The 25,946-nt window shown below is 48.0% G+C and carries 19 protein-coding genes; 9 read left to right on the top strand and 10 right to left on the bottom strand.

Annotated features, from left to right (window positions below):
• Positions 1 to 10: 10 nt before the first annotated feature.
• A complete protein-coding gene (locus L0665_RS09470; protein ID WP_274925439.1) occupies positions 11 to 3,925 on the bottom strand; it encodes a NosD domain-containing protein in 3,915 nt (1,304 codons plus the stop codon).
• Positions 3,926 to 4,193: 268 nt separating this feature from the next.
• On the opposite strand from L0665_RS09470, the gene L0665_RS09465 reads away from it, so the two are divergent.
• Genes L0665_RS09465 through L0665_RS09450 form a run of 4 tightly spaced genes read left to right on the top strand, consistent with a single transcriptional unit; the run spans position 4,194 to position 8,634 of the window.
• Positions 4,194 to 5,240 carry an AAA family ATPase gene (locus tag L0665_RS09465; protein ID WP_274925438.1) on the top strand — a complete coding sequence of 349 codons (1,047 nt, stop codon included), beginning with the start codon at positions 4,194 to 4,196 and terminating at the stop codon, positions 5,238 to 5,240.
• Entirely contained in the window at positions 5,237 to 6,151 is a 915-nt protein-coding gene (locus tag L0665_RS09460) for a DUF58 domain-containing protein (RefSeq protein ID WP_274925437.1), read from the top strand. The genes L0665_RS09465 and L0665_RS09460 overlap by 4 nt, the downstream gene beginning before the upstream one ends.
• Before the next feature lie 3 nt (positions 6,152 to 6,154).
• Entirely contained in the window at positions 6,155 to 7,132 is a 978-nt protein-coding gene (locus tag L0665_RS09455; protein ID WP_274925436.1) for a vWA domain-containing protein, read from the top strand.
• Positions 7,129 to 8,634 carry a hypothetical protein gene (locus tag L0665_RS09450; protein ID WP_274925435.1) on the top strand — a complete coding sequence of 502 codons (1,506 nt, stop codon included), beginning with the start codon at positions 7,129 to 7,131 and terminating at the stop codon, positions 8,632 to 8,634. Before L0665_RS09455 ends, L0665_RS09450 begins: the two co-directional genes overlap by 4 nt.
• Before the next feature lie 45 nt (positions 8,635 to 8,679).
• Here the strand turns inward: L0665_RS09450 and L0665_RS09445 are convergent, their stop codons facing one another.
• From L0665_RS09445 to L0665_RS09430, 4 genes are all read right to left on the bottom strand, one after another.
• Positions 8,680 to 10,203 (bottom strand): serine hydrolase, encoded by a 1,524-nt coding sequence (locus L0665_RS09445; RefSeq protein WP_274925434.1) that lies wholly within the window; start codon positions 10,201 to 10,203, stop codon positions 8,680 to 8,682.
• Between the two features lie 286 nt (positions 10,204 to 10,489).
• The gene (locus L0665_RS09440) at positions 10,490 to 11,077 is read right to left on the bottom strand and encodes a flavodoxin family protein (RefSeq protein ID WP_274925433.1); all 588 of its coding nucleotides are present in this window, start codon (positions 11,075 to 11,077) and stop codon (positions 10,490 to 10,492) included.
• A complete protein-coding gene (locus L0665_RS09435; RefSeq protein WP_274925432.1) occupies positions 11,074 to 11,682 on the bottom strand; it encodes a uracil-DNA glycosylase in 609 nt (202 codons plus the stop codon). The genes L0665_RS09440 and L0665_RS09435 overlap by 4 nt, the downstream gene beginning before the upstream one ends.
• Positions 11,683 to 11,754: 72 nt before the next feature.
• Positions 11,755 to 14,478 carry a UPF0182 family membrane protein gene (locus L0665_RS09430; RefSeq protein ID WP_274925431.1) on the bottom strand — a complete coding sequence of 908 codons (2,724 nt, stop codon included), beginning with the start codon at positions 14,476 to 14,478 and terminating at the stop codon, positions 11,755 to 11,757.
• A 241-nt stretch (positions 14,479 to 14,719) separates the two neighbouring features.
• Between L0665_RS09430 and L0665_RS09425 the strand changes: the two genes are divergently transcribed.
• Complete coding sequence (locus L0665_RS09425; protein WP_274925430.1) at positions 14,720 to 15,442, top strand: SagB/ThcOx family dehydrogenase; 723 nt, start codon at positions 14,720 to 14,722, stop codon at positions 15,440 to 15,442.
• A 59-nt stretch (positions 15,443 to 15,501) separates the two neighbouring features.
• Here the strand turns inward: L0665_RS09425 and L0665_RS09420 are convergent, their stop codons facing one another.
• Both L0665_RS09420 and L0665_RS09415 read right to left on the bottom strand, forming a co-directional pair.
• Positions 15,502 to 16,350 carry a 4Fe-4S dicluster domain-containing protein gene (locus tag L0665_RS09420; protein ID WP_274925429.1) on the bottom strand — a complete coding sequence of 283 codons (849 nt, stop codon included), beginning with the start codon at positions 16,348 to 16,350 and terminating at the stop codon, positions 15,502 to 15,504.
• 468 nt (positions 16,351 to 16,818) lie between these two features.
• Positions 16,819 to 17,058: a hypothetical protein gene (locus L0665_RS09415; RefSeq protein WP_274925428.1), complete on the bottom strand. Its 240-nt coding sequence runs from the start codon at positions 17,056 to 17,058 to the stop codon at positions 16,819 to 16,821.
• 104 nt (positions 17,059 to 17,162) lie between these two features.
• On the opposite strand from L0665_RS09415, the gene L0665_RS09410 reads away from it, so the two are divergent.
• From L0665_RS09410 to dnaJ, 4 genes are all read left to right on the top strand, one after another.
• Positions 17,163 to 18,353: a DUF4367 domain-containing protein gene (locus tag L0665_RS09410; protein WP_274925427.1), complete on the top strand. Its 1,191-nt coding sequence runs from the start codon at positions 17,163 to 17,165 to the stop codon at positions 18,351 to 18,353.
• Positions 18,354 to 18,741: 388 nt separating this feature from the next.
• Positions 18,742 to 19,269 carry a nucleotide exchange factor GrpE gene (locus L0665_RS09405; protein WP_274925426.1) on the top strand — a complete coding sequence of 176 codons (528 nt, stop codon included), beginning with the start codon at positions 18,742 to 18,744 and terminating at the stop codon, positions 19,267 to 19,269.
• Positions 19,262 to 21,157 carry a molecular chaperone DnaK gene (gene dnaK / locus L0665_RS09400; RefSeq protein WP_274925425.1) on the top strand — a complete coding sequence of 632 codons (1,896 nt, stop codon included), beginning with the start codon at positions 19,262 to 19,264 and terminating at the stop codon, positions 21,155 to 21,157. Before L0665_RS09405 ends, dnaK begins: the two co-directional genes overlap by 8 nt.
• Positions 21,158 to 21,175: 18 nt before the next feature.
• The gene (gene dnaJ, locus L0665_RS09395; protein WP_274925424.1) at positions 21,176 to 22,255 is read left to right on the top strand and encodes a molecular chaperone DnaJ; all 1,080 of its coding nucleotides are present in this window, start codon (positions 21,176 to 21,178) and stop codon (positions 22,253 to 22,255) included.
• A 150-nt stretch (positions 22,256 to 22,405) separates the two neighbouring features.
• On the opposite strand, the gene L0665_RS09390 is transcribed toward dnaJ, so the two are convergent.
• From L0665_RS09390 to L0665_RS09380, 3 genes are all read right to left on the bottom strand, one after another.
• On the bottom strand, positions 22,406 to 23,296 hold the full coding sequence (locus tag L0665_RS09390) for a hypothetical protein (protein WP_274925423.1): 891 nt from the start codon (positions 23,294 to 23,296) through the stop codon (positions 22,406 to 22,408).
• A 170-nt stretch (positions 23,297 to 23,466) separates the two neighbouring features.
• Positions 23,467 to 24,819 carry a serpin family protein gene (locus tag L0665_RS09385; RefSeq protein WP_274925422.1) on the bottom strand — a complete coding sequence of 451 codons (1,353 nt, stop codon included), beginning with the start codon at positions 24,817 to 24,819 and terminating at the stop codon, positions 23,467 to 23,469.
• 88 nt (positions 24,820 to 24,907) lie between these two features.
• Positions 24,908 to 25,738, bottom strand: coding sequence for a sulfite exporter TauE/SafE family protein (locus L0665_RS09380; protein WP_274925421.1), 831 nt, complete (start codon positions 25,736 to 25,738; stop codon positions 24,908 to 24,910).
• Between the last annotated feature and the right edge of the window lie 208 nt (positions 25,739 to 25,946).

Here is a 25,946-nt window from a genome sequence, read left to right as displayed (position 1 = left end):
TTCGGGATATTCACTCGTTCTTTCTCCTGTATGCTGCAAATGACATCAGGGAAACAATTCCGATAGCACCGATTACCGAGAACATGCCTGAGAAGAGAGAACCTGACTCTGTTGGGGGGATATTCCAGGTACTCTCATCGGAAACACCACTACTCTCTGATGAAACTGGCGCATCAGTGTTTGTTACAGCGGGTTCTTCAGGCTCGTCAATTATTTCTAATGCTCCCTCAGAACTGACATAATTGTGCAGCACAATTGCAAAATTGCCAAGTTTTGCACTGTCGGCAAAGAATTCAAATGAACCGTTTTCTTCGCCATTATTTACCGTCGAAAGCTCTGTCCAGACCCCATCTTCCTCATTATAGTACAGAAGTTTTGTCATGGAAGGATCATATCCGTCGGCAAATGCCGCCGAATCCACGGTAAACCTGATAGTTGCCTTCTCAATCTGTGCCGGATCTGCCTTGTACATCGTTATGCCAACATACTGGTATACATCACCGGAAGGTGCCTCTGCAGAATCAGGCATTGCACCCTTCTTTGCGGTCAGCATAATCTCTTTTACATCTTCCTTTGCAACGAGGGTTATTCGATAAATGGCAGATTCATCAAAGCTGAATACAACATTTTCACCGGCATTCACATCTGATTGTGCTGCTACAGCGATTTGACTGTTTCCTCCACTGCTACCGCCACCTGATGTGGCAAGAGTAGTAACAGAAGAGAGACCAAAGAGGGAAAGACCGTTCGGGCTGGAAGCAATGAAGGTATACATACCATCTACCGGCCCGGTATAGGATGTTTCAAGGACCTGTCCTGCACCACTGTCTGAAATACGGATAATTTCAACATGGGACGGGCCACCATGTGAATCGACCCATCGGGAATTCACTTCCATTAAGACAGCAGCACCCTCGACATAGTCGTCAAACCCTGCAGATTTTACCACACGAAGGGTATAGGCAATATCTCTTGAATTCAGGCCACTTACGGCAGCTATTTCTTTAAATTTCGTGAGGTCGTCTGCAGAAACGGATTTGTTTACTATCGAATCAAGTTCTGAACCGGCAGGAAGACCGGTTAAATCAACTCCAATAAATGCCTGCACTGCACCCAGACCATCAAACTGTGTGGCTACAGGTGTTATGAAAATATTAACAGAATCCACAACACCGGTAATGACCGTTGTGTTCCCACCCGGAGGACTGACGGTATTGATGACGATAGTAAAGCCATTTTCAGCAAGAAGAATACTGTTTCCAAAGATGGATGCATGGCCGGTAGAGTTGTCAACCACGACCGACTGTTCACCCGGTACACCAGTAAAGGTGCATTCGGGAACAGTAAGAGGAACGTTTTCTACAATATCACCGGTATAGTCACCATTCTGATAATATTCACTCAGATTGGATGAAACAAGGGGATAATTATCAGTTACACCGTCAGAATAGGGACTGTCGGCAATACCGTTTATATCCGAATCAGTTTTGTCCGCATCTACCCAGTAATTGCCAAAGAAAGAAGTGCACTGGTGGCCCTCATAGACATAATTTTCAACTACATCGGGGGTATTAAAGACATTTCCGATGCCTTCGTCCTTTGGTGTCTTCCCTTTGGCAAAGACATTTTCATAAATCCGGTTGTTCTCACACTCAGCACTTTTAATGGAAAACAATCTTTTTTTGTTTGAATTCAGACTGACCGTGTTCTCTGAGATCTGATTGTTGTCCGAATTCCCGTTCAGTACAATACCAACACCATCACCGCCGGCGGTATTGTTCGTGATCACACACCCTGACGCATCAGAGAGATAAATTGCTCCGGAATTGGAATCATCAGTCGTATTTGTGACGGTCATTCCATTGAGAACAACGCCGTCTGCGGAGATGAGAACACCACGATTTCCGACAGACTGAATTATTGCTGCATCAGCCCCGTTCTCTGAAGTGACCGTGAGTGCCTTGTCAATCGTAACCGACTCTGCATACGTCCCGTCTTTCACAATGATGGTGTATCCTGCATTTGCTGCATCCACTGCGGACTGAATCGTTGAGAAATCCTCTCCGGCACCGACATAAAAAGTATCTCCGGCAGGGATTGCAGATCCGAAGGTATAGTTTCCGATGGGAGCGACCAATGGATAATTGTCAGTTCCCACACCAGGGATTTCATATGCTACTGCACCGATTCCGGGTGTTTCACCGGACACACCGGTATATGCAGACCAGTAGTTTCCGGTTTGTGAACTTCCCTGATAGGTTGTCTGACCGTCAAAGAAGGAATACTGATAGATATCAAGCGTATTCCAGAGGTTTCCGGATGAACCGGATGCAGTCTTCAGACCTCCTGACACAAAGGAATTCTGGTATATTGTGTTGCTGCCCGAATTCTTCTTAATCCGGAGTGCAAAATGGTCATCAGATTCCGGACAGTCAATGACATTTTTACCAACGGTATTGTTCTCTCCTGAATTGAAGAAGACACCGTCCGTATTGCCAACAATCCAACAGTTAAAGAGAATACTGTCTGAGGCTTCATTGAAATTTACCGCAAATCCTTCAGAATCACCGTCACCGGATGCACCGGTGATGGTAAACCCGGAAATATTCACGCAATCCGCATTCAGAACAAATCCACCGGTATTGACGGGGAGTGTGGAAAGATTCAGTGTGGTCAAATCAGGACCGTTTTCTGAGTGAATGGAAAGAGAACGCGGAATATCCACACACTCTGTGTATGTCCCGTTCCGAACAATTATTTCAGTTCCTTCATGGGCATATGTAACAGCTTCAGAGATTGTCTCGTAATCTCCACTTCCGTCACCGGCAACATAGATTGGGGATACAACAGGTGTTACAACAACCTGGCTTGTTCCGGTTACGTTTTCACAGGAAGCGGTAATGTTACTGATTCCCAGATGTGTCGTGGTATAAAGGCCATCCGAATCAATCCAGCCCGCCATGGGATTGTCATTTTTCCATTCAAAGGTCAGACCGGGAATTTCATTTCCACCCTGATCCAGTCCCACTGCACTCAGCTGAAGGGTTGAATTGGGGGCGATTACTGCAGTTTCAGGCGAGACGGCAATTGACGTCACCTGAGGAGCAAACAATGACCAGACAGAATAGCCACTGACCGTCCTGCCTGATTCATCATTCATTCTGTTCGTCCACTGTGTGGTATTGTCAAGCTCAGGATGACCTACTTCAGGATGTTTGCTGTAGGCATAGACATTGAAAGCAGCATAGCAGTCGTCAAGATTCTGAAACTCGTAACTGACCTTTACCGAACCACCATTTTTAAGGGTTGAATAGCCGAGTGAATCTGCATTCAGGACACCGGCATTGAGATCAATGAACATCAGTTTGAATGCATTGTCAGTATCAGAGACATCCTGTCCGTAATAGAGGGGATAATCAGAGGTATTGTAAATTTTCCAGTTTTGTTTGACATTTTTTCCGTCATACACCAGGAAATCATCCTTCGTGAAATCCGCATTCAGGCAGCCTTTTACATACGTAGCTTCACTTTCAAGGGGTGGCGTATGAGGTGACGCATTGGGAGTCCACTGATATCCATTGCAGGCCAGATTCATAGAAAAGTTATCATTCACAGAACCATTTACCGCAAGAAGAAGAATGATATCATCCTTGTATTTCATTCCACCCGTATCAGTCACATAAAAGGATCCTGACATCTCCGCAGTAGTAGTAATCTGCCCGTAGGAGTCTGCATAATCATCTGTTATATGCAGGGTATTCAGGCCCGCATCATCCGGAAACCAGAACCAGTATGTTCCATCCCCCTGATCATCAAACCGGGGAGTATTGACTGTCTCAAGGTAGAGATTGTTATTATCCGGCAGAGCTGCACTTCCCGCACTGGCAAACGGAATTGCCAGAGATACCAGAAGAATAACAGCCATAATTCTCACGATCCATTGAACAGGATTACATCTTTTACATCTCATACAAACCAACCCATGTTAAACACAAACAATTACCGTCATTTTTTTGAAATAACTAATATAATCTTTTCCAGATACGATATAAAATATCACATTTGATGACGAATTTGCGTAAATATGATTAATTTGATTTGATTTACTTTACCGCATTTTATGAAAAATCGTGCCCCACACTCCCATGATAATTTCATAAGTGTTTACCTTCAATACATCATGAGTGAATGAAATGCCGGAAAAGAAAGCAGACAGGTTTGAAACAACAAATATTTCTTCAGATAATGCTTCCGCCTATAATTCCGGCACTCACAGGGACACGGATATAACACAGTATTCCGACAAACTGGCCCTTCTTGAATCAGAAATTAAAAACGTAATCATCGGGCATGAAAATGCAATTCAACAATTAATTATCGCATTTGCAGCAGGGGGGCACGTGCTGTTGGAAGGTGTCCCCGGTATTGCAAAGACATTGCTTGTGAAAACGCTCTCTGACTGCACCGGATGTTCATATAAACGGCTTCAGTTCACCCCGGACCTTCTCCCGGCAGACATCACCGGGACGAAAATCTATCGGTTTGAGAAATCCTCATTTGAAACAATAAAAGGGCCGGTTTTCTCAAACATTATTCTCGCGGATGAAATAAACCGTGCACCGCCAAAGGTGCAGTCCGCACTGCTTGAAGCGATGCAGGAGAAACAGGTCACCATTCAGGGGGACAGCCACCCTCTGGCTCCGCCGTTTTGTGTCCTTGCAACGCAAAACCCCATCGAATCGGAAGGCACATATCCCCTGCCCGAAGCACAGACTGACCGGTTCATGCTGAAAATTCTGATGGATTATCCCTCTAAAGAAGAGGAGATACGGATAATCAGGCTGTTTACCGGCAACGATTCTCCATCCGCCCAAAAAATACTTGATACAGCCGATATTCTGAACATTCAGGCATCCATCCGATCAATACACTGCAACGCCCTTATAGAAACATATGCCGCGGAAATTGTTGATTCCACAAGGCATCCGGAAGAATACGGCCTTACCCTAAAAGACTACATCGCATTCGGCGCCTCACCACGTGCATCCATCAGCCTTATTGTATGTGCAAAAGCACGGGCACTCATGGAGAAGAGGGCATATGTCATCCCCGATGATCTCAGGGAGATGGCACACCCGGTCCTCAGGCACAGGATACTCCTGAATTATGAAGCAGAAGCGGACGGCATCACCACAGAAGACATCATCGATGAAATCCTCTCCAGGGTGAACATACCTTGAATACTATAACAGAAGAGAGAATATCGTCAATATCAGGATATTCAGCAGAAGAATGCATGAATATCGTCAGGAGAATCAGAATCACTGCCCGTTATTATTCACAGAGAGAGCAGACGGGCATGCATAAATCTCTCTTCAGGGGCAGGGGAATTGACTTCACCGACATACGGGAATACGAATACGGGGACGATATCAGGTCAATGGACTGGAACGTCACCGCACGATACCGTAAACCGCATGTCAGAATCTACAATGAAGAGAGAGAACGGACACTCTATCTGGTGATAGACCGGTCGGCCTCATCATCGTTCGGGGCTGAGGTTTCAAAGGATATAAAAATCCTTGAGATTGCCGCAACAATCCTCTATTCAGCAGTAAAAGAAGGGGATGCAGCAGGCACCCTCCTTTTTACCGATACTATTGAGAAATATATCCCTGCACGGAAGGGCAAAAACCACGCAGCATCGGTCATCAATACCATCATCTCACACAATCCTGTCTCAAAACAGACCGATATCAAAAATGCCGCGGAATTTCTTCTGGGAAGACTGAAACGAAAAAGCCAGATTGTCATTATCTCAGACTTTGATTCACCATCCTTCGAGGATGCAGTTGCACTCCTCGGGAGACGGCATGACGTGCAGGCAATTCAGGTTTCAGACGAGCATGAAACGGAAATCCCCAATGTGGGACGTGTCGAAATCATGGACCCGGAAACAGGCGAACAGATCTGTATCGACACCTCCGATCAGGATTTCAGGGAACAATACAGAGAAATTGCAAAATTTCATCAGGAAAAACTGACTGATTATTTCTGCAAAAACCGAATTCCGGCACTGCATATCCAGACCACAGATCCTTACCGGGATGTATTTTTAAAGCTCAACACGTTTTACCGGAGGATTGCATAACCAATGACAGGATTTTATCACCCGGAATTTCTCTTTGCCCTGATTGCAATTCCCGTTCTGGTGTATTACTATTGGTATCATGAAAAACACAGCCGCCGCCGTGCTCTGGAATTTTCAAAACTCTCCTTTGTAAAGGCAGCTGGGAAAGCACAGACATCAGACGGAAAACATTCCAAAGTATCATATTTCACACCGAAAAAGACCGTTTTTATCCTCTTTCTTCTGGCATTTATATTCCTCATCATTGGCTTGGCAGGACCCCATATACCCCTTGAGACCGAAAAAGAGGGCGTCAATGTTGTCCTGGCGATGGATGTGTCCGGAAGTATGCAGGCAACCGACTACAAACCAAACCGGCTTGAAGTGGCAAAAAAATCTGCTCTTCTGCTGGTAAACAGTCTGGGAGAAAAAGATTATGCAGGAATTGTGGTCTTTGATTCCGGTGCATCATCCGCCGCATACCTGAGCCCGGACAAGGAAAAAACCGGACGAAAACTGATGGCAATCACCAAAAGAGACGGAAACACGGCGATCGGAGACGGGCTTGCACTCGCAACCGACATGGCAGACTCCATCCCCGGCAAACGGAAAGTCGTCATATTACTCTCAGATGGTGAGAATAATGCAGGAAGCATTACCCCCGCAGAGGCCGTAACCTTTGCGAAAGAACGGGATATACAGGTATTTACCATAGGTCTTGGCTCCGATGAACCGGTGCTGTATGATTATGACCCGTTCGGAAATCCGCTCTACGCAAATCTGGATGAAGGGAACCTGAAATTCATTGCGGAAGAGACAGGAGGGGAATATTTCAGGTCCGTTGACGAAGAAACACTTCAGGAAATTTACGCAGGACTCAATCAGGAAATTGTCCGGGAGGCTGAAGAAACAGATGTCAGCCGGATATTCTACTACCTCGGCGTGATTGCCCTTTTGGCCGGAATGCTGTTGGCCTTTGGACGGAGGCAGGTAATTCCGTGAAAACACCAACCATCTTTTGCATTGTGGTCATGGTGATTCTTATCATGGCTGCCACGGTTCCTGTTCAGGCAGAGGACGATGCACTTTTTCTTTCCACCGGTTCTGCACACTACCAGTATTCCCTGAATGAAGAAGCACGGATTCCGGTGAAAATTACAAACAATCTGGGCAACGATCTGCCCGGCACCCTTGTCGTTCAGATACGTGACCCAAAAACCGGGGAATATGTATATTCACAGAGTAAGCAGATAACCGCATTTTCCGGGGAGGACATGTATTATGTCTCCGCCGGAAATGCCGGAGACGGCCAGGACATACTTGTCGATATATCATTTGAATATGGAAACGGGCCCAAATATAGCTCAGAATTAAAGGGAATTGCCCTCAGTTTCAGCAATGAAGAACCACTGGATGAGGAAGCAGAAGAGGGCGTGGAAACGGATACCGGTTCTGCACCGGTTAAAAGCACCTCTGAAATAAAAACCGAGAATCCGGAAACCGCATCCTATGCATCCGGCTCGGCAGACGGGGAAATAGACGCTGTTGAGAAACAAACGGATGCTAATGCACTGAAGAGGACACTCCTTGAAGAACAAATAGAACGGGAAATCAGGAAAAACGCCCTCTCTGCAGCAATAAAGGATGACTCCCTGTTTATAGCCGTAAACAAAACGCTATACGACCAGAATTTTACCCGTCTCTCCCTTGTCGTCATCCCACAGGGGAATAATTCAGGTATTTTTTCCTCACTCTACCGGGACAATGGTGACGAAGAAGTGTCTCTCTCAGGAACCATCACAGAAGAGATAATTGCAAATATTTTTGAGAATACCACGGCACGAATTGCTTTTCCGGTGATTTTTCAGGAGAATGAGACGTTCAGAAGCCTCATCAACGAGACGGAATCAGAGGGATTTGTCCGGTCACAAACAGAGATAAACATGTCGCCCCGGTATTCCGATCTGAAAATTCTCTACGATAAAGGAATTTATTCCGCAGAAATCCGGGCAGAATCTGTTAACGGAAATGTGACAGCAGTTAGTCTGGTAAAAGACGACATCCTGCCGTTCTATATCCTGCCACTCCTCATTCTGATATTTACCTGCCTCAATGCCATGGTGATTTATGTCTATTATATGTACAGACCTGACACATCCGGGAAGGGGAATACAGATGAGAAACGTGATGACATTCAGAAGTATGACAGCACGGACATACTCGATACCGCAGAATCGCTCTTCCTCCGGGGATACAAAAAAGAAGCCGTCAGTATGGCAGTACGGGTCCTCAGATTAAAAATATCTTCAGAACACTTCGCAGGAAAAGAGATTTCAGACAGGGAATGCAGGGAATACCTTCTGGAAAATACCTATGAGAGAAACACAGAAGAGACCATCAGAATACTGACATCAACAGAAGAGCAGCGGTTTTCTAAAGAGGATATCACCGAATCTGAATTCAGATCCCTGACAGAAGAAATTCGATCACTGATACAGGAGTGATTTTTTTCATAAAAATGACGAAAAAGGGAGAGAATCCCTTTATCATCACTGAACTTTTTTGAATTCACCCATCACTTCTCCCTCAAACCCTGAAACACTGCCATCATCCTCCACGGTGAAGGTAAAAATATCAGGGGCGTCATCCGGGTCTTTCCAGACTGCCTGATAGGTATTTCCATCCCAATGCCTCAAAATCCCCGGATAGGCGACACGTCCAAGCGACAGGGAAAATTCGCCATCTGTGATTCCATCCACTGCACCGGATGTGATCACAAGCGGCCCATAGAGATTACTCTCATACATCCCTGCAATCTCCTCAGGCTGTACAGACGCGGGTGCAGAAGAGGCGGGTGGTTCCGCCATAACACCCATGGCATACCATGCTGCCTGATGTTCCAGTATCCGTGCCTGCAGGTCAACACCACTCTCTCCACAGACCCGCTCCAGAAACTCTGCTCTCACTGCCTCCGGGAAGACGGTCAGGTGTTTGTTTGCAAGAACGACAATGCCAATGTCTTTTTCCGGGACAAGGGTAACGATGGTGCGGACACCGTCAAGGGCCCCGTTCTTCTCAACGACACGGTCGCGACCGAAATAGTAGGTCTCAGACCCCATCTGTGTCAGGCCGTTCGGGTCATGCAGGGGCCCGCCACCACCGTTTCCCATTGTAGGAGAAGAAGCAAGAATTTCTGACATCACATCGGAAGAAATCACCTCATTTCCTTCGAATGTTCCCTCATTCAGAACCAGCGTCATCCACCGGGTCATGTCAGCACCGGTGGAAACCACATCACCCGCACCGTTTAGCCCGGCAGATTCTAATGTCATCGGGATAACAGCTTTTCCGTCCTGCATACTCCCATCAACATGATTTTCATCCAAAAAGAGGGTGGCATAATCTCCGCCGGAACGGGTCATTCTGAGAGGAGTAAATATCCGTTTATCAAGGGAATCTTCCCAGGAAGTACCATCAGCCACTGCTGCCACCTCTCCTGCGATAAAGAACCCGACATTTGAATATTGATACCGGTCACGGAAGGATGAGCCGGGCTGCATATATTTTACCCGTTCCAGAATCTCTGCATCTGTGAGATTCAGCCGACCGAGAAGGCCGCAGTCATAAGGACGAAGACCGGAACGGTGCTCAAGCATATCACGGAGGGTCGCATGCTCTCCGGCATATTCGTCCATCATCGCAAATCCGGGAATATATTCCCGTAATGGCGTATCCCAGTCAGCGCCGCCGGCACTTACCAGTGTGCCCAGCTGGGTTGCAGTGATAAACTTCGATGTGGACGCCAGCTGAAACCGGGTATTTTCATCAACGGGTGCTGTGCTCCCCACACCGAGAACACCATATCCTTCTGAAATAATGACCCCGTCACCGGTAACAATGCCTACATATGCACCCGGAACCTGGTAGGTATCAAGTGTCTCCCCGACAAAGACATCAAAATCAGCAAATTCACTTACGTAATCAGATGACATTTCCGCCGTATCCTGCACATCGTCAACGGAAGAAGTGGTACATCCGGCAAAAAATACCAGTATGGCACATAAACATACCACACAGATTCCTGCAACGTTTCGGCCCGTTCTCATATAATGAAGTGATTCACAACAGCAGATTATAAAAAGACTCATTTAAAATCATACATTCCCGAATCACAAGGAACACAATAAAACCCCGTTAGACGGGCGAAATATCCAACAAAAGCAAAAAACCAGTTCCCGATAATTACCACGGGGACTGACGAGGATACGAAATATCTGCTGTTTTCAACAGACATTACACCTCCCGCCAGACACCGGGAGAGAAAGGGTTACGAAAATAAAGGAAAAAAAGGGATTTTGTTCAGATAAGCCCGCGGGCAAACCGTCTGCCCACATCCCGTGCCTTCTCCTGCACAGCAGAATCACCTGCCACCGCACTTTTCTTAAAGTAACCTTCAGCAGGGAGGGTATCAGTCACCACAAATCCCAGCGCTTCAAGTGGCCGCTGCATCGCCTCAATGGCAAATCCCCGCTCTTCAGGTTTTTTCTGCTCGGCAATCGAGAATACCAGCACCTTTCTTCCCAGCCCCTGAAAAAAACTTGAATACGGACCGGGCCGCTCAGCGGAAAAACGGTAGTAGGGATACAAACGGTCGATGAAGGCCTTCATCTCCGTAGTGATGTTGTAGTTATAGGTCGGCGATCCTATGATGAGCCCGTCTGCCGCCTCTATCTTTGGATAAAGGAGATGCATACCGTCCATAAAACGGGTACAGGTGAGGTCCTTTCGACAGCGTTCACAGCCGATGCAGGAATGGATGGCATAATCACGGAGATGCACCATCTCCGTCTCAGCCCCTTCCATGGCCGCACCCGCAAGCAGTTCTCTGAGCAGGGTATCGGTGTTCCCACCTGCCCGAGGACTTCCGGATATTCCAATAATCTTCATTTTTCTGCTCCGCCGGGAATCAGGGATTGTTCAAGGACCTCCCGGATGGTCTCAAAGTCTGCCGCCAGCACCTCCCGGAATGCGGGCCGATAGATGGTGGCCGCCGGATGATACACCGGGATTATGACCTGCTCACATCCGGTGTTGTGGATACGGAAAACGGTGCCATGCACCTCAGAGATGGGGCCCGGAGTGATTCCATAGGATTCAAGCACCCACCGCATCGCAAACCGCCCGAGGGGAACGATTACCTCAGGACAAAGGAGAACAAGCTGACGCTCGAGGTAAGGACGACAGGCTTCGATCTCTTCATTCGTCGGATCACGGTTTTTGGGCGGCCGGCACTTGACGATATTGGTGATGAATACCTCGTCACGGGCAACGCCTATTCCTTCGAGGAGACCATCAAGGATACTCCCCGCCCGGCCCACAAAGGGAATTCCTTTCGTATCTTCATTCCTCCCCGGCGCCTCCCCGATGAAGAGGATGCGGGTTGGAACGGGCCCATCGCCCGGGACGGCATTCGTGCGTGTCTCTGCAAGAGGGCAGCGGGTGCAGGTGCGGACGGCTTCGTCCAGTTTAGTGCGTTCGTTCTCAGTTGTCATCCCGATGGTATGCTCCTGTAAAAAATAGTTGAATTTCAAAAGAGAGAAAGGATGCGGTGTGTGGCAGCACTATCACGATGCCGCGACCGTTCCAATCTCATCGAAATATTTCTGGTACAACCCAAGATCACCATCATTGAGAGCCTGGCTTGCAAGATCATAGAGTTCAGCGATACGGGCAAGCTTCTCCAAGTCGTCTCTGCTCACCGGAGGCAGGTCACCCGGACCGGCCTCTCCGGTATCGCTGATGTCGCCTGTCTCACCACTGAAGATGACGGCGAGTGCCTCCCCCAGAGTATCCTGCATCGTAAGCCTGTCTCCATAGGCAACAATAACCCGTTTGAGCTGCGGAAGTGTTCCTTTCTCCGTTGCCTCAAGATACAGAGGTTCGACATAGATGATAGAGTCCTCGATAGGTATCACAAGCGTATTGCCCCGAAGCACCGACGATCCTGACTGCGACCAGAGGGTGATGTCCTGTGATATCTCAGTATCCTGATCGATCCGGGCCTCTATCTGCATCGGACCGTAGGTGAGCTCCTGTTTGGAGAACTGGTAGACAACAAGGGATCCATAAGAAGCCCCGTCCGAACGTGCGGCCATCCACCCGATCATATTTTCCTTGTTTCGCGGGGTGAACGGGATCATCTGGATGAACTCCTCAGACTCCTCCCCGGGCAGGTCCATAATGACATAGTACGGTTCCATCTGCTGACGGGAACCACGGTATATTTCGTCAGGAATGACCCATGCGTCCTCTCTGTTGTAGAATACACGCGGATCCTTCATGTGGTAGGTTGAATAGATATCCGCCTGCACCTGGAAGAGTCCCTGAGGGTAGCGGACATGGCTCTTGAGTGCATCCGGCATCTCTGCAAACTCTTTGAAAAAGCCGGGGAAGATGTTGTCATATGTCCTGACGAGCGGATCTTCAGGGTCAACGACATAGTACGTGATATCCCCATTGTAGGCATCAATGACGACTTTCACACTGTTTCTGATGTAGTTGAGCCGCTGACCACCGACTGCTGAGACATAAAATGGTTCAGAGTACGGGAAACGGTCTGCAGTGGTGTAGGCATCGATGATCCAGTAGAGTCGGTCATCGGCCACCACGACATAGGGGTCAGCGTCATAGGAGAGGAACGGAGCAATGGTCTGTGCACGGTCTTCAATATTGCGGTGGAACATAATTTTACTATCATCCGTGAGCGATCCTGATACCAGAAGTTCAACGGATCCAAATTTAAACGCATAGATGAGCCGTTTTACGAGATTATCCATTCCGACACCGCCCTGCCCATCATAGATATGATAGGCGTTCTGGTCGCCTGCCGGATAGTCAAACTCTTCGGTGGTGGTAGCAGTCACGACATAGTTGCCCGTCTTCTCGCCGTAATAAATCCGTGGCTCATCAAGGGTGAGATATGGGGATGTGGCGGGAATATCCTTCAGATAGAATACCGGAAGACCGTCGTCTGTCACTTCATCAACCGGATTCATCACTGCCCCATACCCGTGGGTATAGATCAGATGGGTGTTTACCCACGTCTGCGCCTGTGGCTGGAGACCCTCAATATTCATCTCCCGTGCTGAGACAAGGACCTCCTTGTAGGTGCCATCAAAGTAGTAGCGGTCCACATCAACATCATTAAAGTCGTAATATGTCCGGAAGAGCTGAAGCTGTTCATATGTGGTCTTAAGCGGCCGCCAGTCCCAGAGCCGGATGTTACTGATGGTGGCATTGTTCTCCCGTATGTCTGCTGCCGTGAGATTATACGAAACCGGGAAGATTGCCTCATCGGCCGTATCAAGGTCATAGCTCGCAAGCGTGAACTGGATGTTATAGTTTAGATATTCTTCTTCAAGATTCAGCTCATTGGGCTCAACGATAAGCCCCTGCATAACCATACCGGCCACAATACCGATAAACGCGATTGCGACAAAGGCGGCAATGCCATAGGTGATGACTTCAAACCGCTCGAATTTTTCATTGATAAGAAATCCGATGCCGATTAAAAAGGCCACCACAGCAAGAATGGTGAAAAGCGGAAGGGTGACATGAACTGCGGTATATCCTGCCCCAATCACTGCACCGGTTTCAGAGAAGAGCAGATCAAACCTGGCAAGCCAGATACGGATGGCAAGAGTAGCAAAGGTGAGAAAGAGCAGGGCATTTAACTGTGGCAAGAATGCCTTTATTGTCTGGGCAAAGGTGACATTACCCCCATATTCCGGTTCTCCCTCTTCAGGAAAACCGCCCTCAGGCCGGTAAAAAACCTTGCTCCGGAGAATATTCCCGGGAAGGCCCGCAAGATACGGGAGAGAACTGAGAATAATGGTCAGGATAAAGAGGGCAATACAGAGATTGAGAATGAGATTGTAGAAGGGAAGCGAGAATACATAAAACCCGACATCAAGCCCGAATATCGGATCTGTTAATCCAAACGGAGCCTGATTGAGATATTTAAATACCGTCTCCCATGCACCGGATATGCTGAGCCCGGTAAAGAACGCGATAAGTCCCGCAAAGAAGACTGCAATGGTAAATCCATCGGAGGGGGAGCCCTGTATGCGGGCAGCGTTTTTTGCCGCATACCGGATATTCAGATAAGCAAATACAAAGAAGACAGCGGTCGCAATGACAAAAAGCACGACCCTGATAGAGAGAATGGAAAGGAATACATCCTCATACCCAATGGCAACAAACCAGAACCAGTCGCCGAGGAGGCCGAACAGAACCAGTATGGAGACAAAGATAGCGATGCCGGCAATAATTAACCTTTGTTGGTTCATGGAATCACTCTGGGGAATAGTAGCGGTTATAGTAGTAAAATGATTGGGAAAAATAATGTCGTCAAAAAATTCCGATGACGGGCATCAAAAACCGGCCGGAAGAATATCATTCCCAAAAATGAGGGGGAAAAACCTTGGCATTGCACTACCTATCTGCCCATGCTGTTCTCCATATGTACGGAGACAGATACGGGAGAATAAACCAGGGTGATAATGGATGGAGAAAACAGGCTCGGAATTTATGACACAGACACTGTACAGAAATCTTGAAAAATCAGACCAGATGATTGGGCGTACTCAGCCACCTCTGGAACTCCCCTATACCGGAGGCGGAGAAATAATTCATCTTCCGGCACCAACATCAGTCACCATCCCCCCCATAGATCTCCGTGACGCTATTCAACACCGTGAGAGCAGACGGTCGTACCGGAAGGAACCTATTACCATCGCTGAACTTTCCTTTCTCCTCTGGTGCACGCAGGGCGTAAAAAAAGTGACCACGGGAGAGTACACATTCAGAACCGTTCCGTCGGCGGGTGCCCGCCATGCTTTTGAAACCTATGTGCTCGTAAATAATGTGGAGGGTATAACACCGGGACTCTACCGTTATCTCGCCATTGAAAATCAGCTTGCAGAAGTCAACCGCGAGCGGGGGATTGCAGACAGCATGTTTCAGGCATGCCTGTATCAGCAGTTTGTCAAAGAAAACGCGGTCACCGTCATCTGGGTGGCAGTTCCCTACCGGATGACATGGCGCTACAGTGAACGGGGCTACCGGTATCTCTTCCTCGACGCGGGCCACGCCTGCCAGAACCTCTATCTTGGTGCGGAGGCTGTCGGTTGTGGCGTCTGTGCCATTGGAGCCTTCGATGATGAGGCCATGAACCAGCTCCTCGGAATTGACGGGGAAACCCAGTTTTGTATTTATGCTGCGACGGTGGGTAAAATGACCCACAGAAAATAAAACATACTCTTTTGAGGGCGGGAAAGGAAGAGGAAATTCATACCTCCCTGCCTTCCTTTTCAGGAATAAAGACCCAGATCCCTGAAAACAGTCTCGTCTCCCAGCCGGTCCATCATCTGACCGAACCGTTCACCATCACAAGCATTTTCCGCGAAATATGTGATGATACGTTCAGTGATTGCCGGTACATCCATTTCTGCCACACGGCTTTTCACCTCTGTTCCAAAACGAATTTTCCGCCCGGCCCTTCCGCCAAGAAAGAGAGACAGCCCTTCATCTGCGATACTGACTGCATCCTTCGGACAGACGGCGATGCAGTCACCGCACCCGATGCAGCGTTTGGGAGAGAAGACAATCCCGTCATCTCCCATCGTGATGGCATCTTCTTTGCAGACCGTTTCACAGGCACCGCACTGTGTACACTCCTCTTCGGTAAAGCGAGGGTAGCGGTGTCCCATGAATCCGATGTCATTGAACTGCACCCGTGAGCAGTTGTTCGGACAGCCAGCAATGGCAATCTTCAGTTTCCGGGGGAGAGGACGGCCGCCCTCCGTTTCCTCAAGTTGCCGGGCAATACCAAAGGTATCACAGCAGCCATGCCGACAGATAGTGCCTTTGCAGGAAACGACCGAACGCACCGACGGACCGGTGCTTCCCAAAACAAGATCCGCAGCAGAAAGAGCGGCTGCAGCGTCAGTCACATCCGTTTTGCTGATGCCCGGAATCTCAAGATTCAGCCGGGCGGTCGTGCAGACTTCACCCTGCCCGTAGTCCCTCGCTGTCCTCGCCAGTGCTTCAAGCTGTTCTGCGGAGAGAAAGCCTGCCACAGCCTTTACTCTCAGGGACACCACCCCTTTCTCACGGAGATGGAGAACACCCTGCTGTCTGTTATTCTTCCCGCCATTCATACAAAATCACTGCAGAAAAGGTCTGCAGGCATACAGCATCAATGCTTACCTGATAGCTGATTTTGTGGTCTGCATAAATTGGATGCACCCAGTGAAACAATGGAATAAAAGCAGGAGTATCTCTTCTGTACCTGACGGAAACAATACAGATGACGAATGGATTGGCGGATCATCTGTTTCATCTGTACCACAACAGAAAACAGCACAAATGCTTAAGAGAATTCATAGGAGATATCCCCGGTACACATGACTGACATTCCATTTGAGAAAGAACAGCAGCAGCGAAGCACCCCCCCGAAAAAATGCATCTGCCCCCAGTGTGGATATGAAACCGAGAGGACTCCTGCTGTACCCTGCTGGAGCAGGAAATGCCCCCGATGCGGTATGCTCCTGACGGGGGACTGACAGAAAAAGAGCACAAATCAGCACAAACACATAAGATGATTCAGGGAATATAGCCCCCTGATATCAATGACTGACATTCCCTTTGGTGGGGGCCGCCAGCGACGTGGCAACCCCCCGACAAAATGCGTATGCCCCCAATGTGGCTATACAGCCGAAAAAACGCCCGGTGTTCCCTGCCGGGACCTGAAATGCCCCAAATGTAACATCCCTCTGATGGGAGAATGACATCGCACATACCTCAGGTTCCACCTGCTGTTTCTGCATAGCAGCATTTATCCCGTTTCCTTTTTTTGGTGAATCCATTTTACCGCAGGCAGATCCTCATCATTTCTTGCAGACGGAATCAACCCTCTTCCATTAATTTCCGGGGGAATCTTTTTCGAACGAACTGTTGTATCCTCTTAATAATGAGGGGGATAAAGAGATGGCGGGTATGGTGCTATATTGCCTGCCTTACGCTGGTGCTTGCCGCCGGGTGCCTGGATAACGAAGCGGATACACCTGCAGTAAACGAAACAGAAAAAGCCATAGAAATTGCTCTTGCTAACCCGGAAGTGCAGGAGAGCATCCCGGTTGATACCGGCGCATATGAAATTCTGGATGCAGGACCTGCTCACTATGAAGCAACCGGGCCGGAAGGGAGCATCTCATGGACAGGCACAGAGATGAAATTCCGTGTCATCAACCAGTCGTCTGTTTACTATGTATTTGTTGACGTGCCAAACGGGACTGTTGTCAGGAATTACTGGCAGTACATCAAAGACCCGCTGCCATGCATGCAGACCGGGCCACCGGAAGAATATGCCTCACTGGAGGAGGCAGCGGAAGCATCCGGCCCCGACTGCAGGCTTGCAGCACCCTACTACGTGCCGGAGGGATATGGATTTTCAAAAGTCCAGGTCTTTGGCGACCCCTGCCCCCGGCGCCAGATCTATTATACCAGTCAGGACGACACGCTGCGTCTGGTGCAGACCTGTGCCGGTGACCCGCCCTGGGCCTTTGCCATCTCCGCACTGAAATACTCTACGGTGATGGTGAACGGTGCAGAAGCGAAGGTCGTGGATGGGATCAGCGAGACACAGATCTCATGGACAACGACGGGTAACACGTCATACTGGTTGTGGGGGAATTTCGATACAGATGAACTGCACAAAGTCGCCCAGTCGGTAGCGCCCTTCACCGGCCCTGCAACACCAACACCAACAAAAACCCACGTGCCGGGCGAACTCATCACACCCGGCAAGTCCCATTTTGGCGCCCCGGTGATACTCTGGCCGGACAGCATCACCGTGAAAGCGGGAACCACAAACACCGGAGAAATTGTAGCAGAATCACGGGAAAAAGGCTACGGCATGGTGCACCTGAGTATCGTCTCCCATGTTTCCGGGGAGTACAACTCAACTGAAATACTGCCGCCTGATGGAATGGAACTCTCCATTACACCCGCTGATTTCATGACCTACCCAAAAGAGACCTACTACCCGGAAATAACCGTCTCCACCACGGCTGCCACCCCACCGGGAGAGTATGTCTTTTTGGTTCATGAAACATGGCAAGGATACGGCGGAGGTCATTTTGATGTGGTTGTTACTGAGTAGGGAATAAATATTTTCAAACCAGGGTGAAATCCGGAAACATAACAAAAAAACCTGAGAAATCAGGCAGGAATCACATGAATGATACGTCCATACGAACCAAAGCCCGTCTATCATTCTGGTGAATAATCACCTCTTTCAGCGCATTTCGTCCGATTGTGGACGTGCCTGTCCGGATTACATTTCCCAGGTCTCTTTCTTCTTCTCCTTTTGTTCAGATTTTTTCATTCAATAGATTCTGTAGATATAAACCATTCCACGCGGAAGTGGAAACTGTTTCATGCAGGATGTTCAGGATCATCACAAGATGGATAAACCCCCTGAATGTGCATGAAAAACACCCCTGCGAGGGTAATCTTAAATATCCTTAGAGAGTGAAAGCACCTCATTAATGACAGCAGATCATGGGAAGCCGGAAAAAACCCAACTTGCTGAAGAAACTCTACAGTTGGAAAAGGAACTTGCAGAGATGACTACTCTTGCAGAAGAGCGATTAAACCAGCTGAAATACCTCCAGGCAGAGTTTGATAATTTCCGGAAATGGTCTGAAAAAGAGAAAGGGTCAGTCATTACCCTCGCAAATGAGAACCTGATTAAAGACCTCCTTGTCATCCTCGACGATTTTGAACAGGCGCTGCCATCACTTGAGGATGAAAAGGACCGGGAGGGAGTTGGTATGGTATACCAAAAGATGGTCAAAATTCTGGCCCGGTACGGGTTAGAACCCATCACATGCATGGGGGGAAAATTTGACCCGCAGTTCCATGAGGTTCTCTGCAGAAAACAGTGTTCAGAAGAGTCTGACACCATTGTCGAAGAAATTGGAAAAGGATACCGCCTGAAATCAAAGGTGATCCGCCCATCGAAGGTCATGATTGCAGAGCATGCGTCCAAAAAAGAAGGTGAGGAAAATGGGTAAAGAGAAAATTATCGGAATAGACCTTGGAACATCCAACAGTGAGGCTGCAGTGATGCTTGGCGGCAAACCCACCATCATTCCCTCAGCAGAAGGAGCAACCGTCGCGGGGAAGATGTTCCCTTCATATGTCGCATTCACGGCGGACGGTCAATTGCTTGTCGGGGAACCAGCACGCAGACAGATGGTGAGTAACCCTGAGGCTACGATCACCGCAGCCAAGCGAAAGATTGGCACAGACCATGTCTACCATATTCACAACAAGGACTACACCCCCCAGCAGATATCCGGGTTTTTGCTGAAGAAGATAAAACGGGACGCAGAAGCATTTCTGGGAGAAACGGTGACAAAAGCGGTGATAACAGTTCCTGCCTATTTTAACGACAATCAGAGAACCGCAACAAAGGATGCCGGAAAAATTGCCGGTCTCGATGTCGTCAGGCTCGTAAACGAGCCCACCGCAGCTTCGATGGCATACGGGCTTGACCGGGCAGGGGAGTATAAAATTCTCGTCTTTGATCTGGGAGGCGGCACGCTTGATGTGACAATCATGGAGTTTGGAGGCGGAACATTCACCGTGCTTGCAACCTCCGGTGACACGCATCTCGGCGGCACTGACATGGACACACTCGTCTATGAATGGATTGCCACTGAGTTCAAAAAACTGGAGTCTGTCGATATCAGAAATGACAAAATGGCCGTCAACCGGGTAAAGGAAGCAGCTGAAAAGGCAAAAATTGAGCTTTCAACGGTCCTTGAAACAGAAATTAACCTCCCCTATGTCTCCGCGACCCAGGAAGGCCCAAAACACCTCTCACTGAAACTCACCCGGTCAAAACTCGAACAACTGGTCGAACCGACCATCAAGCGCTGCATCGAACCATTTGAACAGGCACTGAAAGATGCCAAACTGACAAAGGACGATATCCAGAAGGTAATCCTTGTTGGTGGCCCGACGAGGATGCCTGTTGTGCAGAAATTTATCGAGGACCATATCGGAAGAAAAGCGGAACGGGGGATTGATCCGATGGAATGTGTTTCCATTGGAGCAGCAATTCAGGGAGCAATTCTCGGAGGCGATATCACCGATATGGTTCTTTTGGATGTGACGCCCCTGACACTCGGCATCGAAACCCTGGGAGGCGTACGGACCTCACTGATTGAGAAAAATACCACCATTCCCACCAAAAAAAGCCAGATATTTACCACCGCAGCAGACGTCCAGACCTCAGTCACAGTGCATGTACTCCAGGGAGAACGGCCTATGGCAGCCGACAATGTGAGTCTCGGGCAGTTCAATCTCGTCGGCATCCCTCCCGCACCACGGGGCATCCCACAAATAGAAGTCAGCTTTGATATCGACACGTCAGGCATCCTCAATGTCTCCGCTAAGGACCTCGGCACCGGCAAGGAGCAGAAGATGACAATAACCGCCTCAACAAAACTGTCGGAAACAGATGTCAACAAGATGGTGAATGAGGCAGAGCAGTTTGAAGAAGAGGACCGTAAACGAAAAGAAGAGGTTGAGGTCACCAACACAGCTGATTCCCTGATTTACACCGCGGAAAAGACACTATCTGAACTGGCAGACAAACTGAACCCCGAACTGACCGGTAAGGTGAACGCCGCGATAACAGCCGTGAAGGCAGCACTGGAAGAGAAGAATATCGATAAAATCAAATCAGAAACTGAACATCTCCAGACCGTTCTGAGTGAGGCGGGTTCTGCCATATACCAGCAGTCCGCACAGCAGCAGTCCGCACAGCAGCAGGAACAGGCAGCAGGCCCGCAGGCGGGATCTGCAGGAAGTGAAAAAGAGGCCGGAGGAGAACAGAGAAAGGCCGATGAAGATGTCGTGGATGCCGATTTTGAGGTCCATGACGAGAAATAATAGTTTTTAACGTGACGAATGGACACAAAAGATTACTATGAAACGCTGGGCGTCAGCAGGGACACATCACCGGATGAGATAAAAAAATCGTACCGCCAGCTTGCACGAAAATATCATCCAGACCTCAACAAAGGCAGCAAAGAGGCAGAAGCAAAATTTAAGGAAATTAATGAGGCCTACCAGGTTTTAAGTGACCCACAGAAAAAAGCCGAGTATGATCAGGTGGGCCACGCTACATTCACTCCTGAAGACGCTGCGGGCTATAAAACTCCAGGGTATGACGATCTCTTCCGGGACTTCGGTCTGGGCGATATCTTTGACGTCTTTTCCGGGAAAACGACCGGACCGGGAAGAACCGGAAGGACACGAAGCAGAGCGGGTGCCGACCTCAGGTATGATATCGATATTTCTCTTACCGATGCATTCTACGGTATCAAAAACACGGTTGAAGTGCCGCATGATTATGAGTGCACAACATGCAACGGCACCGGTGCACAGCCTGGATTTGTGCGGGACTGTCCCACATGCCGGGGAACCGGTGAAATTCGCCAGGTGCAGCAGAGGAATGGCCAGCAGGTGATGATGATTGCCCCGTGCCCGGACTGCGGCGGACGGGGAAAAATAATCGGAAAAGTCTGTGAGACCTGTCAGGGGAAAGGAACAATACGGAAAACGAGACTCATTGAAGTATCTATTCCCCGTGGTGTACGCGACAACCAGTTTCTAAGAATAGCAGGCGAAGGCGAACCCGGCGTGCAACATGGCCCGCCGGGGGACCTGTATGCGGTTGTCCATGTAAAGCCTCATCCATCATTTGAGCGGCATGGGGCAGATCTTCACAGCCGGACAAACATCGGACTTCAAATCGCCCTTCTTGGCGGAGATGTTTCAGTACAGACCCTCACCGGAAAAGCGGTGCTGACCATTCCCCCCGGTACGCAGAGCCACACCCTCTTCCGGCTCAGGGGACAGGGAATGCCATTTCTGGGTTCGGTGAGCCGGGGGGACCTCATGGTAAAAGTTGTGGTAAAAATTCCCAAAAACCTGACCAAAACACAAAAAGAGATGGTAGTTGCAGCCTTTACAGGTCTTACCTGAATGCTAATATTTGGAACAGATATATACAAACAAATCGATCCTTCCTTCATCCAGATGAAGCACTCAAAGAAAAAAGTAAGACTCTGTCAAATATTTTTTTAAAATATAATTATTTAAATTCTAAATGTTGTGTTTTATAGAGAATATTATCTAAAAGCTTGAACCCCAATAATTCTGTTTTTGATCATATTTTTCCTGAACTGTTTTTTCTTTTCTTTCCTGTATCTCTTCTTTAGTTAATCTCCTCCTTTCTGGTTTGCTTTTTCTTTTCTTTACTGTATTTTGATTTGAATTTCGATTATTTGGGAGATTATTAATTTTAACATTATTATTTAATTTTGTAATATTTGTGGTTTTAACTTCTTTTTTAGGATTAAACAATTGATTTATAGTTTTATTTTGTCCATATTCCTTTCTTAGAGTTAAAACTCTATCACAAAGGTTGCGGACTTCTTTTTTGTCCATAGAATAAATTGCCTTCGGTCCAATTTCTTTCCGAATTCCATTAAGGTCTCGTTTTTTTAATTCAAATCCCAATTTTTTTTCAAATCTTAATTTTATATAAGATAGTTCCTTTTCAAGTTTGATTTTTTCTTTTTCAAGTTCTTCCGCCCGTTTTAGATTTCTTTCTTTTAGTCTTTTAGCTCCAAGAATTCTTTCCGTTTCAAATATTATTTCCCGCTTAGTTCTCACTCTCTCATTTTTAGTAATTTTTTTCCCATTTGTTTTTCTATTATTTTGAAGATTCTTTTTTAATTTATATTTCGATGTATCTTTTATCTCAAAAAGAATATTTTTTATGACCACTGTTTTAGTTCTGGCAGAATCATTGGAATTGACTCTTTTCATAATTTCTTCTTTATTTGAAAATATCTGAATTTTTTCTAAGAATGAAAAATTATTTATTTCCGAATTTTTTGAAGAGCCATAAATTTTACAAAATAGCCTTTCGGTTTCAATTATTATTGCTTTTATTTCAGCATGTCTCTTATTCTTACTAATTATTATCTCAGACTCTATTTTGTCCTCAGACTTAACCATTATTTGAACATTATTTTGTGAAATTAAATTTCTTTCCATATATAGACGAATATTTATTTAGGTTAATTTGCTCAATGAATTATCATATTATGAACGAAAAACGGGTGAATTGCAGTTGATATTATTAATTTCAATATACTGCATGGATAGAGAAAAGGAAGGTGGGGGTCTCACACTGTCGGATCTGCCACCTGCCCCATAAAGAGCAACATCCCTGTTTCGTCATCGGTGATCATGAAGATGAACGGATGGTCTGCCCGGAAGACAGGAACCGGTTCCTGTACCGAAACCGCCCGTCCCACAATAACTCCGGTCGCAGCGGCGGCCTCGGTTCCTTCTTCATTGACCTCCACAAAGGCCTTGTGGATGACATCGGTGATGTAGAGGAAACGGGTGTTGTCCATGCCGGATAAATCTGCGTCAGACCCAAATGCGGTCGGCATCCCCATCGCTCCAAGAGTATCCGGCAGGAAATATGTGGTCTCAAGGGTGAACTTCGGGAAGAAGACCTCCACCTGCTTTGGTTTCATCGATGAAACCGCATCTGCAAGTTCTGTGGTGCCAAGGGCATTTTCTGCTGCTGTGATGTCCTTATTTTTCGGGAGAAGGACCGTCATGGAGAGCGCCTTCCCGCTCTCATGTTCGTACGGCATCCTGAGAATTTGCAGGTCATCAGTCTCGGCGTAGGGATAAATGGCATTATCATCTGTTCTCTGCATCATATCAACCAAGACAGAATCCCCGCTTTCCGTGAAGAAAGCCGCCTGATGTGTCTTGTTTTCATCAAACTGCAGCACCCATGTTCCCTTGAAGTAGATGGCATTTGTAATCACAAGACGCGTTAATGGAGTGATTGCCCCCGCAGGAATGAGGTCCTGTATCCGGTCTTCCGTCTGGTCTTCCACCCACTCGTTAATCGTAAGCCGGGACTCATCAGGAGCAGTGATAAAGTCCATATTCCGGACTTCCGCTGCATAATAGCGCTGTGCGGTTTCGATATATTCCGGGAGGAACGGATAGGTCTCTTCCGCCCAGAGTGCGTTTGCCGTGCTGAGGCTGTACGCGGCATCCGGACGGTTCAGGCCTGCGATGAGGGAGGCGTAACCTTCCTGCCGGACGGTGTCATCTGCCGGGAAATGAAAGACCGAACGAATTTCCTCTGCCGTCGTCCCCTTTGCCCCTTCGTACGTCAGTGCAAGAGCAGTTGAGATACTGTAGGGTGAGAAAAAGAGGTTTTGTTCCGCATATTCATCATCACTTTTGAGCGAGTGGTATAAATCATACGCAAAGAGGGCGTTTGCACTGACTACATCATCAGAACGCTCTGTTGCAACCGGGGTTCCCACCGGGGTTTCACCCGGTAAGACAGTGGGAGTTTCAGTCGGGATTTCAGCGGGAGTTTCCGTTGGTGTTTCTGTCGGGGCTTCAACCGGACCTTCATCCGGTGCAGTGCACCCTGCAAAAAATGTGCAGGCGAGGACGAGACATACTGCAGCCCCCAGAAGGAATGCCTGATTCTTCATGCAAACCAATGGCTCTCAAATTTATATAATTCTGGTGATAATTACGAATCCATCCGCACCTATCATACACAAAAAAGTGGGATGGGAATTAGAGAGGGAGGCCAAGGAAGGTGAAGACTCCCATCATCTTCAGGCCCATATAGATCATCACCGCAATAAAGACATATTTCAGCTGTTTTGCAGGAAGTTTGTGTGCCACCCGAACGCCCACCTGTGCCATCGCGATGCTGGGGATGGCAAGGAGTGCCCACTGGAGCAGATTGACATACCCAAGAGAATATGCCGGGAGCCCAAGGGCACCCCACCCATTGATGATATAGGCAATCGTCCCACCGAGGGCGGTGAAGATCATAAGAGCCGTTGATGTCCCGACAGCGGTGTGCATCTTAAAGTGCAGTGCTAAGACCATCACCGGAATCAGAACCACACCACCACCGATACCAATGATACCAGAGAGAAGACCTATAGGAATACCCCACAGGAGGAATGTGATGACATCATCGACCGGTTCGGCATCCACTGACGGCGGTTTGGCCGTAAGCATCCGGACAGCGCTGAGAAGGATCACCAGTCCAAAGAGGGCCGTCAGATATTCTCCCGGAATCAGAGTCGCAATATATCCGCCCACAAGAGCACCGGCAAACCCGGCAATACCCATGGTCAATGCGGCATTCCAGGCAACCGCACCCTTTTTGTTGTGCCCATATGCACCGGACATGGCGGTCGGCAGGACGACCGCAAGATTCGTTCCGAATGCAATCAGGATAGCTATCCCGGGGTCCAGCCCCATTGAGGTCAAAACCCAGTACTGCACCGGGATCATGATGAAACAGCCGCCGACACCAAGCATTCCGCCGGCAAAACCGACCACAATACCGGTCAAAATCAGTGCTACGATATAAATAAGTTCTATTGCCATGTGAAAACCACAATTTGATTCAAATAATTTTGAACAATTCGTGTTGCCTGTGATCCACGATAAATACTGGTTTTATCACAATTACTATCCGCTGGATAAATATACTTCGACCCTTCGGACAGGACTGCCTCCCGGACACGCCCGGATTGCACAAATGGCAGACTGTTTCCTTTTTATTCAAAAATGGTCAGCCATTACTCTTCGTAAT

It is taken from the genome of Methanogenium marinum, from assembly GCF_028912405.1.
Taxonomy (GTDB): Archaea; Halobacteriota; Methanomicrobia; order Methanomicrobiales; family Methanomicrobiaceae; genus Methanogenium; species Methanogenium marinum.
The sequence above is the reverse complement of the archived record's forward strand: the minus strand, read 5'-3'. Positions and strand labels throughout refer to the sequence as shown.